The organism is Pseudomonadota bacterium, from assembly GCA_039818985.1.
In the GTDB taxonomy this organism is placed as follows: domain Bacteria; phylum Pseudomonadota; class Alphaproteobacteria; order Sphingomonadales; family Sphingomonadaceae; genus Alterisphingorhabdus.
On record JBCBSU010000001.1, the window covers coordinates 127,290 to 142,436 of the forward strand.

Annotated in this window: 1 protein-coding gene (cut by a window edge); it reads left to right on the forward strand. The window is 59.2% G+C overall.

Annotated features, from left to right (window positions below; translation table 11 throughout):
* Positions 1-15,056, forward strand: the 3' end of a protein-coding gene (locus AAFX04_00505; protein ID MEO1043901.1) for a tandem-95 repeat protein. It extends 20,305 nt beyond the left edge of the window; 15,056 of the gene's 35,361 nt are visible here — the last part of the coding sequence; the start codon falls outside the window, past its left edge; it ends in the stop codon at positions 15,054-15,056.
* Positions 15,057-15,147 lie beyond the last annotated feature (91 nt).

The window sequence follows — 15,147 nt, forward strand, 5'->3', positions numbered from 1 at the left end:
TGCGCAATCTGCTCGACAACCGTTCGCCGGTGGCCGAGCGCGATGGTTATTTCAATGTTGTCACCGGATCGTCGATCGAAATTGCGACGGCAGATCTGCTGCGCAACGACTTTGATGCCGATGAAGACCCGATCACACTGATCGGTGTCGATGGTGGTGACAATGGCACCGCTATTATCGACGATAATGGCAACATATTGTTCACGCCCAGTGACGGCTTTACCGGTCCGACAACGCTGACCTACCGTATTGCCGATGGCCAGAACGGTTTTGCCGAAGCCGAGGTCGACATCAATGTCCGCCCGATTGCCGAGGCGCTCGACGATAGCGGATTTGCTGTCGATGAAGATGGTTTCCTGATCATCCGCTCCGAACGTCTGCTGTCGAACGATATCGATGGCGACCGGCTGATCATCGGCCAGGTGCTTGGTGCCGAAAATGGCACTGTATCGCTGGCAAGCAATGGCGAGGTCTCCTTTACCCCTGATGCCAATTTCAATGGCCAGGCACGGTTCACCTATGTTGCCAATACGCCTGAGGGCGGCCGTGCTGAGGCCACAGTGTTTATCGATGTGCTGCCGACCAATGATGCCCCGGTTGCGCGCAATGATGGCGGCTTTGTCACCGATGAGGACGTACCGTTTACCATCAATGCCTTCGAGCTTATCGACAATGATCTCGATATCGATGGCGATATTCTGACTGTCGAATCGGTCCAGTCTTCGGCGAATGTCCAGGCGGTGCTCGGTGACGACGGTATCATAACCGTGACACCGACCGATTTCTTCTTCGGCAATGCCTTTTTTGACTATACCATTGTTGACGAGGCCGGTGAGGCTTCAACCGGTCGGGTCAATCTGTTCGTCAACCCGGTCAACAACGCACCCGAGCCGCAGGACGACCTATTCGACGAGACCCAGCAGGGCGGCCCGATTCTCGAGGATAATCCGATTGTCATCAGCGCCGCGCGGCTGCTGGCCAATGATATTGATCGCGACAATGACACGCTGACCATCACTTCGGTGCGCAGTCTCAATGGTGGCACTGCGCGGCTGCTCGATAATGACACGGTACTGTTCGAGCCGGGTGCCAATTTCAACGGCGAGGCGCGGTTCCAATATACCGTCAATGACGGCCAGGGGGACACCGGCACTGCGACCGCGAGTATCATCTACCAGCCGGTCAATGATCGCCCGATCGCCCGCAACGACAGCTATACCAATGATGAATTCTTCTTCCTGCGCGGGCTCGAAGATGTACCGATCGAGATTCCGATCATCGAGCTGCTGAAGAATGACGAAGATATCGAAGGCTTTGCCCTGACATTTGAGAATGCCGGTGAGGCGATCAACGGCGATATTGAGGTCACGGACCGTGGCACCATCATCTTTACCCCCGATCAGGATTATTGGGGTGAGGCGGAGTTCAGCTACACCGTTACCGACCCTGAGGGCGCCGTCGATGGTGCCACCGTCACCCTGTTCTTCGAGAATGTCGGCGACGGGCCGCCCGATGCCACCGATGATGAAGTCTTCGTCTTTGAGGATATTCCGACCGTTATCCCAATCAGCGCATTGCTGGGCAATGACACCGATATTGACCGCGACGAGCTGGAATTTGTCTCCTTCCGTCTGCCTGGCACTGCCGATGGGCCGCTTAACGGGACGCTGGAGTTCAACGAGGATGGCGACCTGCTGTTCACGCCGTTCATCGACGCGACCGCCTCTTCCGGTTTCTACTATACCGTTACCGACAATGCCGACGGCACTGCTGAAGCCTTTGTCAATATCGAGATCATCCCGTCCAATGACGATCCGACGGTGGTTGATGACGAAGGCTTTATCACCCCGCTCGATATCCCGCTGGTGATCCGCGTTGATGATATCCTGTTCAACGACTTCGATATCGAACAGGCCGATCTCGACGGCGATGGCCGGGTCAGTGTCGATCTCAACGATCCCGGCCGACCGCGCCCGACCTTTGTCGGCGTTGACGCAATTCTTGACCCGACCGAGCTGGCCAATGGCAACCGCGTCAGCGTGGGGGCCTTTGAGATTGTCAATTTCCGCGGCGAAGAGTTCATCGTGGCCCGCTTCGACCCCGGCTTTACCGGCCAAGTGGCAATCGAATACCGGATTGCCGACAGTGAAGGGCTGGAGGACACCGGCTTTGCCACCGCGACCATTGCCGAAATCTATACCGGTGAGCTCAACGGCACGCCGCAGATCGACTATATCGAGGGCAATGACCTGTCCGAGACGATCAACGGCTTCCGCCGCGACGACCTGATCCTTGCCCGTGGCGGCAATGACATCATCTCCAGCGGCGATGGGCAGGACCAGATCGACGCCGGCGACGGTGACGACATCATCGATGGCGGTGATGGCGGCGACGAGATTGATGGTGGTGAAGGTTTCGACACTGTCCGCTTTACCGCGATCAATATCGGCGTGCGCGCCGATCTGGAAAGCCGTGTCGGCCAGGGCGATGTCGCCCAGGGTGACATATATGTCAGCATCGAGGCGCTGGAAGGCACCGTCTTCCGCGACCGTCTCGGCGGTGACGGCAATGACAACCGTCTGGTAGGCTTTGGCGGCAATGATACGCTTGAGGGTCGCGGCGGCGTCGATATATTGATCGGCGGCGAAGGCGATGACGAGCTTGATGGCGGCGCCGATGGTGACACGCTTGACGGCGGTGAAGGTGCGGATACCGTTACCTATTTCTTCTCCGACGCAGCGGTTACGATTTCGCTGGTCGCAGGAACCGCGTCGGGCGGCTGGGCCGAGGGCGACAGCCTGATCGACATCGAAAATGTCATCGGTACCGACTTTGCCGACAATATTGAGGGCGATGATGCCGCCAACCTGATCAATGGCGGTCGCGAGGACGACATTCTTATCGGCAATGGCGGCGATGACATTCTCATCGGCGGCCGTGGCGGCGACCAGCTGATTGGCGGCGAAGGCGTGGATATTGCCGACTATACCCTCTCCGCCGAGGGTGTGGTTATCGACATGATCGACGGCACCGCCGGGGGCGGTGACGCCGAGGGTGATACATTCTCGGGAATCGAGATCATCCAGGCCTCTTTCCATGATGACGAAATTCGTGGCGATGACGGCGACAACCGCATTCGCGGCGGCCGTGGCGCCGATATCATCGATGGTCGTGGCGGCTTCGATATCGCCGACTATTCGCGCGCCGACGAGGCAGTGATTGTCGATCTGTCCACGGGCCTCGGCCTTGCCGGCGAAGCGCTGGGCGATGTGCTTTCGGGCATCGAGATGCTGGTCGGATCGGTCTTTGACGACAGCTTTACCGGCAGCGATGGCGATGACACCTTTGAGGGTGAATTCGGCAATGACGATCTGCGCGGCGGCCTGGGATCGGACAGCTATCTCTTCGGCTTTGACAGTGGCGAGGACATCATCACCGAAATCGGCGCTGCCGCCGATATCGACCGCCTCGTGCTCGACTCAGAACTGGCGCCAAAGGATGTCTCCTTCCTTCAACAGGGCGATGACCTGTTCATCGAATTTGAGCGCGATGACGGCTTCCTGATCGATACGGTGCTGGTCACCGATCATTTCCTTGGCCGCGAGACCGGCATTGAGGAAATCGTCTTTGCCAATGGCACGGTGTGGGATCGCGACCAGATCGAAACGCTGGTGCGGGTCGGCCGGTTCAATGCACAGGATGACATTTTCCGCTTCGGCGTCGAGGACGAGGTGGCGCTGATCGATCCGGCGACATTGCTGGTCAACGATCTGGAGCTGGAAGGCGTTGAGGAACTCGAATTTGTTTCGGTCCAGAATGCGGTTTCGGGCACGGTCAACCTCAATGATGATGGCCTGATCGAATTTCTGGGTGACCAGGATTTCAACGGCGACGCGTTCTTTGAATATACCGTACGCGATGAATTTGGCCGCGAATCCTCGGCCCGGGTCGAGGTCAATCTGTCGCCGGTCAATGATGCGCCGGTGGCAATCGATGATCCGCTGGTGTTGGGCGTCGAGGACGAGCTACTGCGCATCCGCATCGAGAATCTGCTGCTCAACGATTTCGACGTTGATGGCGACAATGAGCAGGAAGGCCTGCGTATCGTTGCTATTGAACCGCTCACGCGTGACGATGGCAGCCAGATTGACCCGCATCGCAACACTGACTTCCAGTTCCGCGCGACCAATGCGGCAGCGCGCATCGCCGGCCCCAATATCGAGATCATTTCCAAGGGCGACCATTTCGGCTTTGCCGGTTTCACCTATGTGCTGGAGGATGCCTCGGGGGCGCAGTCGCGCGCTTCGGTGGAAATCTTCTTCAACCCGGTCAACGACGCGCCGCGCATCGGCGAGCAGGAGCGTGTGGTCCGGCTGGAGACTACCGAGATCATAACCGTCGATCAGCTCATGGCGTCGGTCTTCGATGTCGAAAGTGACGAGGTGACCTTTGTCGGCCTGGTGGGCGGTGCGGACAATAATCCGGTGTCCAATGGCAGCGTGGTGTTCGACGAAGCCACTGGCGAAATCGCCTATACCCCGGCAGCTCTGGGTGACGGCACACTGCAGTTCGAGGTGATTGACGAGCGCGGCGCGTCTGCGGTGCTTGATTACAGGATCCGGGTGCGGCCGCTCAACGATGCGCCACGGGCGCGCGACGATTTCGGTTTCCGCACGCTAGAGGATACGCTGCTTGTTATCGACCCGGCGGCGCTGCTCGCCAATGATACCGACGAGAATGGCGATACGCTGATCTTCGACGGTGTCGAGCGCTTTGCCGAAAATGGCAAGGTCCGCGTCAATGAAGACGGCTTTATCGAATTCCGTCCGCGGCCCGACTATAATGGCGCGGCCGGCTTCGAATATTTCATTTCCGATGGGCAGGGTGGTTTCGACAGCGCCTTTGTCAATATCACCGTGCTGCCGCGCAATGAGGGACCGATCCTGCGGGGTGACGTGGTCGCCGGTATCGAGGACCGGACGCTGTTCGTCATTCCGGCCGAGGCATTTGGCAACGATATCGACCGCGACGGTGATGTCATCTTCTTCCGCGAAACCAATCTGCTTGGCGGTTTCACCAGAAAGTTCCTCAACCCCGGCTATACCGTCGAGGCGAAATCAGGCAACAATACCGATCTGCCCGAATGGCTGAGCTTCGATGCGGATACGCTGACTTTCAGCGGCACCGTTCCGGCGGACCTGGACGGCATAGCCCGGGTTGCGGTATTTGTGCGCGATCCTTCCAACGGCGCGACGCACACCTATCGCTACAATTTCAGTGCCGAAGATGCGGGTGATCTGGCGAGTGGCGTCTCGGTTGCCGATATTCTTGACAATTTCACCATCCGCGAACCCTTTGCGCAGAATTACGAATTCGGCGCCGAGAGCCTCAACGACGATATCGGCGTCACCGCGACCCTGGCCGATGGCAGTGCGCTGCCGACATGGCTGAGCTTCGATGCGGATACACTGACCTTTACCGGTACGCCGCCGGTTGAGGCCACCGATCCCCTCGATGTCGCGATCGCCTTTACCTTCACCCCGGAAGGTGCCACCGAACCGGTGTTGTTCAACGAGACGCTGACCATTGACCCGACCGACAGCGCGGCACTGGCCGGCGGCATTGCCTATGACAGCGATATCGCGCTGTTCGATATCAGCAGCGGCAGCTTCAGCGCGTCGCTTGCCAGCGGTCGCGATCTGCCCGACTGGCTCGAATTCGACAGCGAGACGATGACTGTCGGCCTGTCCGGCTTCGAACCCGATGCCGATGCCCCGGTTGCCCGGTTGCAGATCATCTTCACCCCCGATGACGATCAGGGTTCGCTGCCCAATCGCACCTATGCCATGCCCGATCGCGGCTTTACGCTCGAATTCGTCATCGACCCCAACCAGCCGATCGATCCGGCAATCAACGCGCTGCTGCAGAATGATGCCTTCTTCGCCGAACAGGGCCTGTTCGCGCTCGATCTTGGCGCGGCGCAGTCGATCGAAGCGGCACGCGAGAGCCGGGCTCCGCTCAATAGCTGGCTGTCCTTCGATGCCGAGACCCTGTCGCTTACCGGGCTGCCGCCTTCGGAATATGTTGGCGGTGTGCCGATCCGGCTCGACGTAACCGGCGATGGCGGCGGACTGCCGACCATGTCGATAATAACCGAGGCCGTGGTAGACAACCGCTTCACCGTGAACAGCCGGCTCGGCAGCGGTATCTCTGTCAGCAACGGTGCAGAGCGCATCAACCTCAATGCGCCAGAAGATTTCAACGGCTCGATTGCCTTTACCTATACCGCCAATGACGAAAAAGGCGGCATATCCGACGAACCGGCGATCATCGTGTTCAACGTCCGGCCCGATGCCGAAACGCCCGATGCCTTTGCCGACAGTTTCGAGCTGTTCGAAAATGGCGAGGTCAGCTTTGCTATCACCGCATTGCTGGTCAATGACCGAGATGATGATGGCGATCCGATCCGCGTCACAGGCATCGACGATGCCGGCGATGGTGGCCTGACGGTCAATCTGTCGACTATCGCCATCGCCGCGCCTGACAGCATCACCCCGCTTGCGGGCGGTAGCTGGAGCGCGACGCTGGCCGATGGTTCGGACTTGCCCGACTGGCTGTCCATCGACAGTACCACCGGTGAGATCACCGCCACAGTGCCGCTCGATATTCTCGACACGCTGGATATCCTGTTCACCCATAGCGATGGCGCCACGGTGCTGCAGGAGACGGTGAGCCAGAGCTTTGACGGCAATCAGGGCGCGACAGTCACCTATACGCCCAATGCCAGCTTCTCGGGTCTCGACACCGCAATCTACACCATCACCGATGATGCCCAGGGCTTTGGCACCGCGCGGATCAACCTCAATGTCCTGCCGCTGGAAGACCCGCCCTCGGCTGTGACCGACAATCTCAGCGTCCTCGAAGATGGCGTGCTGATCATTGATCCGGCCTTGCTGCTGGCCAATGACTTTGATGTCGATGGCGATCCGATCATCTTTGTCGATGCGCTCAACGCCAGCCGTGGTACGGTCGAGTTTGACGGTAGCCAGATCATCTTCACGCCAGATGCCGATTATAATGGCGCGGCAGGCTTTGAATATATCGTCACTGACAATGTCCATGGCTCCAATGTCGGCCGGGTCAATGTCGATGTCATCAACACCAACCGGACGCCGATTGCCGCGACCGATACCTTCGCCACTGTCGAGGACACACCGTTCGAATTCACCATTGCCGATCTGCTGGCCAATGACAGCGATCCGGATGGCGACGACTTCCGCTTCGTGTCGCTGTCGCGCTCGCATCCTGATGGCCGTATTCTCGAGCTGCCGGGCGGTCGCTTCCAGTTCATCCCCGACGAGAATGTCAACGGCCTGATCTCGTTCGACTACAGCATCACCGATGGCCGCCGCACCGGCCGCGGCGTCGTTGAATTCGATATCGCGGCGGTCAATGACGCACCGATCGCCAATCCCGACGGCATCTTCTTCGGCGATCAGGATGTGCCGCTGGTTATCGATCTCGCCGATCTGATCGCCAATGACCGTGATGTCGAGGGCGACAGTTTCGAACTGGTCGAGATTTTCGATGCCGATAATGGCACTGTGTTCCGCGATGGCGATACGGCCGTTTATCAGGGCCGCGAAGGCTATTTCGGTGATGGCGGATTCAAATATCGCGTGACCGACGAAAATGGCGCGACCAGCGTCGGTCAGGTCACGGTCATCGTGCTGCCGGAATTCGAAGTTCCGATTGCTGTCTCCGATGCCGGGTTCGAAGTGCTCGAAGACAGCTTTATCGATATTGATCCGGCGGTGCTGCTGGCGAATGACTTTATCCCTGAAGGCACCGTGCCGGAGTTCCTCGGCCTTGTCGGCCAAGGCGTGACCGAGCTCGATAATGGCAATTTCCGGGTGACCCCCAATGCCGATTTCTTCGGCACTCTGACACTCACCTATGCGATCACCAATGAGAGCGGTTTCGCGGTGCCGACCACGGTTACCATCGAGGTGTTGCCGGTGAGCGATGACCCGGTTGCCGGCGATGACAGCCTGGCGACCGATGAAGATACGCCGCTGACCATCTTCACCAGTGAACTGCTCGAAAACGACTTCGATGTCGATCGCCAGGCGGTACTGCTGACGCGTATCCTCGAGACCGAGGGCGTCACCGTTGAGGATAATGGCATCGGCCAGTTGATCATCACACCTGACGAGAATTTCAATGGCGAGGCATGGTTCGATTACGAGCTGCAGGATTCGGGCGGTATCGCCACCACCGCGCGGGTCTCGGTCTCGGTCGCTCCGGTCAATGATGCGCCGGTGATTGGTGTGATTCCATCGCTGCGCGGTACCGAGGACGAGCCGTTCGCCGCAACCCTGCCACTCGACCTGATCGAGGATGCCGATAATGACGCGCTGATTGTCGAACTGCGCGGCGCCGATGGCACGGCCTTGCCCGACTGGCTCGACTATGACCGTCAGACCCAGCAGATTTCGGGCACGCCGCCGGCGAATTTCAACGGCAATGTCGCGCTCGAACTGTCGGTCTCCGATGGCGAGGTCGAGACGATCAAGGATGTCGTCATCGCCATTGCCCCGGTCAATGACGCGCCGCAGCTTGATACACCGCTTGATGACCTGACCGGCAATGAGGACAGCGACTTCACCTTCCTGTTGCAGACTGATCGCTTCAGCGATGTCGATGGCGATGCGCTTGAATATAGCGTCACCCTTGCCGATGGCTCGGACCTGCCCGACTGGGTGAGTTTTGACGGCCAGCAGCTTTCGGGCCGCGCGCCGCAGGATTTCAATGGCACGCTGTCGCTGGCCATCACCGCCAGCGATGGGGAACTGTCGGTGAGCGATGTTTTCGATCTCAATATCGCGCCAGTCAATGATGCGCCGGTGGCGGCCCTGGCGCTGGCCGATGTCGCGGTAGAAGAGGATAATGGCATCGATATCGCCCTGCCGGAAGGTGCCTTTACCGATATCGATGGCGATAATCTGGCGATCACCGCAACGCTGGCTGATGGCAGTGATCTGCCCGACTGGCTGGCGTTCGATGGCGAACGCTTTACCGGCACCCCGCCACAGGATTTCAACGGCAGCTTCGCCATCACTGTCACCGCATCCGATGGCGAGGCAGAGGCCAGCAGCGGCTTTACTCTCGACATCACCCCGGTCAATGATGCGCCGGTCGCCTTGCTGGCGCTGAATGATGTGTCGGTTGATGAGGACACGCCGGTGGCCATCACCCTGCCCGATGGCCTGTTCGGCGATGTCGATGGCGACACGCTGGCGCTGTCGGCAACGCTGGCCGACGGTTCGGACCTGCCCGACTGGCTGGGCTTTGACGGCAATGGCTTTGCCGGCACCCCGCCGCGCGACTTTAACGGCGTGATCGATATCGTGGTCGAGGCATCTGACGGTTCGCTCAGCGCCACTGCAGCCTTTGCGCTGTCCTTCGATCCGGTCAATGATGCACCGGTGGCGCTGCAGGCGCTGAATGATGTCGCGCTGGATGAAGACATGTCGGTTGATATTGCTCTGCCTGACGACCTGTTTGGCGATGTCGATGGTGATGCGCTGACGCTCACTGCCACGCTTGCCGATGGTAATGACCTGCCCGATTGGTTGAGCTTTAATGGCACCGGTTTCACCGGCACCCCGCCGCAAGATTTCAACGGCAGTTTCAACATCACCGTGACCGCGAGCGACGGCGAATTTGAGGCCAGCACCGGCTTTACCCTGACTATCGACCCGGTCAATGATGCACCAGTGCTGCTGGCGCCGCTTTCGGATCAGAGCTTTGACGAAGACACCGCCATTGATGTGCTGCTTCCGGCAGATACATTCAGCGATGTGGATGGCGATACGCTGGCGATCACCGCGACGCTCGCCGATGGCAGCGATCTGCCTGACTGGCTGGCTTTCGATGGCGAGCGCTTTATCGGCACGCCGCCGCAGGATTTCAACGGCAGCCTCGACCTCAGCGTCATCGCCAGCGATGGTGAATTGGAGGCCAGCACTGGCTTCACCCTGACCATTGCTGCGGTCAATGATGCGCCGGTGGCGCTGCTTGCCCTTGCCGATGTCAATGTCGACGAAGACACCGCTATAGACATAGCGCTGCCCGATGGCCTGTTCGGCGATGTCGATGGAGATGTGCTCACGGTGACCGCGGCGCTGGCTGATGGCTCCGACCTGCCGGACTGGCTCACATTTGATGGCACTGGCTTCACCGGCACGCCGCCGCAGGATTTCAACGGCAGTTTCGATATCACCGTGACTGCCAGCGATGGCGAACTCAGCGCCAGCGAGAGCTTCGCGCTGATCATCGATCCGGTCAATGACGCACCGGTGCAATTGCTGGCCCTGTCTGATGCCGAGAGCGCGGAAGATGCCGCCATCGATATTGCGTTGCCCGATAATGTCTTTGCCGATGTCGACGGCGACGTTCTGGCCATTACCGCAACGCTGGCTGATGGCAGCGACCTGCCGGACTGGCTGAATTTCGACGGCAGCAGTTTCACCGGCACCCCACCGCAGGATTTCAATGGCGCATTGGATATCACCGTCACCGCCAGCGATGGCGTGCTGGATGTGAGCGACAGCCTGCGTCTCACCATTACCCCGGTCAACGATGCGCCGGTTGCCAGCTTCGGCACCCTGGAACGCAGCGTTGCCGAGGATATGGCGATCGATATTGCGCTTCCGGCTGATGCCTTCACCGATGTTGATGGCGACCTGCTGACAGTGACTGCGGCTCTGGTGGATGGCAGCGATCTGCCTGACTGGCTCGAATTCGATGGCAGCCGCTTCACGGGCACGCCGCCTCAGGACTTTAACGGCAGCTTCGATATTGCGGTCACTGCCTCCGATGGCGAACTGGATGTCACCAGCAATGTCGCGCTGACGATTACACCTATCAACGATGCGCCGGTGGCGGCTATTGCGCTGGCCGATGTTGAGACGCCCGAGGACAGCGCCTTTGATATTGCGCTGCCAAATGATGCCTTTACCGATGTCGACGGTGATGCGCTGGCACTGACCGCGACCTTGCCCGATGGCAGCGACCTGCCGGCCTGGCTGAATTTCGACGGTAGCCGCTTCACCGGTACGCCGCCGCAGGATTTCAACGGCAATATCGACATCATGGTGACCGCGAGTGATGGTGCTCTCGAAGCAGCGGATATGTTCCGCCTCACCGTGACGGCGGTCAATGATGCCCCGATTGTGGGTATCGCGCTGGCCGATCAGTCGATTGCCGAAGACAGCGCCTTCGATATTACATTGCCTGAAGACAGCTTTACCGATGTCGACAGCGCGCTGACGCTGACAGCAACGCTGGCCGATGGCAGCGACCTGCCCGCCTGGCTTGGCTTTGACGGCAGCCGCTTTGCCGGTATTCCACCGCGCGACTTCAATGGCAGCCTGGATATCACCGTCACGGCCAGCGATGGCGAGTTGCAGGTCAGCGACAATTTCCGCCTGACCATCGCCCCGGTCAATGATGCACCGGTGGTGCTGACGCCATTGCCCAATATCAGCAGCGACGAGGATGCGCCGATATTGGCCGCGCTTCCCGATAACGCCTTTGGCGATGTCGATGGTGACAGCCTCAGCCTGACGGCGATGCTGGCCGATGGCTCGGACCTGCCCGACTGGCTGAGCTTTGACGGTGCGCAATTTGCCGGCATTCCGCCACAGGACTTCAACGGCAGTTTCGATATCACCGTTACCGCAACCGATGGTACGCTCGATGTCAGCGACAATTTCCGCCTGACCATCGATCCGGTCAATGACGCACCGGTAACATTGCTCGCGCTGGACGATATCACCATTGCCGAACGCGATCCGGTGACGATCGATCTGCCCGATGGCCTGTTCGATGATGTCGATGGCGATGCGCTGACGCTGACAGCTACACTGGCCGATGGTTCACCCTTGCCCGACTGGCTGGACTTTGATGGCGAGCGCTTCACCGCAACACCGCCAAGCGAGGATGCCGATTATGCGGTCACCGTGACCGCCTCTGATGGTGCGCTCACTGCCAGTGCCGATTTTACCCTGGCGCTCGAAACCGGCAATGAGGCACCGGTGCTGCTGACGCCGCTGCCTGATCTGGACAGCGATGAAGATAGCGTGATCGATATCACCCTGCCAGCCAATGCCTTTGGCGATCCCGATGGCGATCCGCTGACCCTGGCGGCGACGCTGGTGGACGGCTCGCCGCTGCCCGAATGGCTGAGTTTCGACAATGGTCGTTTCACCGGCACCCCGCCGCAGGACTTCAATGGCAGCTTCGATGTCAGTGTCACCGCCAGCGACGGCGAATTCACCATTGGCGATGCCTTCCTGTTCACCATCAATCCGGTCAATGATGCGCCCGAGGCTTTTGATGACGGGCTGTTTGTTTCCGAAGGCAGTGATGCGCTGGTCATCGATCCGCTCGACCTGCTGGACAATGACATCGATGTCGATGGCGATACGCTGACCATCACCCAGGTCAGCAATGGCGTGAATGGCAGCGTGACCATCGATGACGAAGGCATGATCCTTTACACGCCGAATCTCGGCTTCGAAGGACTTGACAGCTTCAGCTATACCGTAAGCGATGGCGAGACGACGGCCACCGCCACGGCGCAGGTCAGGATAGACGAAGCCTTTGCCGGATGGCGTCAGGGCCGCGAGGGCTTTGACCTGTTGTTCGGGAATTTCCGCCGTGAAAACCGCATCTATGGCCGTGGTGGCAATGACTGGATCTTCGGTGGACGCCGGGGTGACTATCTTGCCGGTGGCGATGGCAATGACACCATTTTCGGCCGCCGTGGTGACGACCATCTCTGGGGCAATGCAGGTAATGACCTGATTCTCGGCGGCACCGGTTTCGACACCGCCTATTTTGCCGGCACACGCGATGAATATACCCTCTCCACCTCATTCGGCAATTTCTTCATCCGCACCCGCGACGATGCGCCGCAGACCAATGGTGATGACGGCCGTGACCAGCTGATTTCGATTGAACGGTTGTCCTTCTTTGGTGGTGAGACGCTGTCGATCGTTTCCCCGATCATTCTCGATCTTGATGGTGGCGGGGTCGAAACCGTATCAGCAGCCGAAAGCGATGCACTGTTCGACCTCGATGATGACGGTGTTGGTGACGATACCAGCTGGATCGGATCGGGTGAGGGGCTGTTGTTCTTCGACCGTGACAGTAACGGTACAGTAAGCGGTGTCAGCGAACTGAGCTTTATCGATGATGTGCCCAATGCGCGATCGGATCTGGAAGGCCTGCGTGCCTTTGACAGCAATGGTGACAATATTTTCTCGGCAGCGGATGACGAGTTTGCTAATTTCCTTGTCTGGCAGGACATCAATAGCGACGGAATCGCCGATGACGGTGAAATACTGACGCTTGAAGCTGCAGGTATATTGGAAATCGGGTTGACCGGAACCCCTGTTGAGGGTTCGGTGACCATAGGTGAGGTAGCAGTGATCAATACAGGAAGTTTCGTCCGTACCGATGGCAGCAATGCTGAGTTTCTCGATGCGGCACTGACCTATTTCTCGAGCGGTACGCCCAATGTCGCCAATATGGACTTTGCGGTTATGAACTTTGACCGCCGGGCGCGGCGTTATCGTCTGCACAGCGAGGATGGCGCGCTGATGATCGGTTCCAAGCGTGTCGCACGCGACAGCGTCACCGGGGCGACCATCCTTAACTTCCGTGGTCTGAGCTATGGCCTGTCCTCGGCTATTGTGCTTGATCTCGATGGCGACGGTATCGAGATCGATAATAGTGGTCGCTCGGGGGTCAGCTTCGATCATGACGGCAATGGCGCGGCGGACCGTACCGGCTGGGTTGGTGCCGATGACGGCCTGCTGGTCATCGACCGCAATGGCGATGGGCTGATCACCAGCAGTGCAGAGATGAACCTGTTCACCGAGAACCCCGAAGCGCGCAACCAGATCGAGGCGCTGCGTGCCTTTGACAATAATGGCGATGGCGTGCTGGATGAGCGCGATCTCAGGTTCAACGAGCTGCGCGTCTGGGTCGATGCCAATAGCAATGGCGTCACCGATGAGGGCGAGCTGCGCACGCTGCAGCAGGTCGGCATCACATCGTTCGATCTGGTGGCACAGGGCACTGGCGAGCGGCGCAAGATCCGCAAGAACATCACCGTGGCCACGGCAGGCTTTACCCGTGCCGATGGCAGCACGGCCAGCATGGCCGATATCGCTTTTTCCTTCCGCCCTGCAGAGGCAGAGGCCGCGGCACCGGAAATCGCAGCCAACGCATCCGCTGACGTCACCGATAGTGGCGGCGCATGGCAGATCGGGCAGGCCAGTTTTGGCGAGGATGTGTTCTCTGCTGTGCCTGTTGATCTGGAGAATGCCGATAGCAGCATTGACACGATGCAGCCCGCAACCATGGCTGTCGAGGCACCTTCAGCCTTTGGCGGCAGCTTTGGTACGGGGCCAGCCATGCTGTCTCCCGATGCGGCGATTGATCCGCGTCTCTATGCCGAAGGGGTCGACAGCTTTGCGCTGGTCGAGCAGGAACTGGCCGCAGCGCAAAACGAGATGGCAGAGACAGGCCATAGCGATAACCCGTCTGCCGCTCCGGTGCTCGACATCACCATGGTCGAGAACTCGCCGCTGCCGGTGAGCGTAGACATTGCGCCCGTGACCGGTGATGCCAGCGAGACCGCAGCCGGTGATAATATACCGGCTGATGACTCCACCAATGATGATGCAGGTGCGACTGCCCAGGCCGCTGAAAACGCAAGCCCGGCGACGACCGGCGATAGCGACGGGGAGGGCGCATCAGCCACCGAAACCGACAGCTCGACCGATACTGGCGATAGCGAGACCCCGGAATTCCTGCCCCGCGATCAGGGCGTGTACAATAATCGGGGCTATATGGACCCGGACCAGTTCCGTCTGCTGCTCATGAACCAGGATATGGCCGCCTTCAATACGGGTGATGGTGAGAGTGATCGCAAGCCGGAAGATGGTTCCAATGTCTTTACCCCGGACTTCTACACATGATGCGGCCTCTGTGTCGCCTGAGCATCATGTTGCGGTTACGAAATGATGCTGGTCCGAGCCGATATGCTTTGGTAAAAATATCCCGCATTGA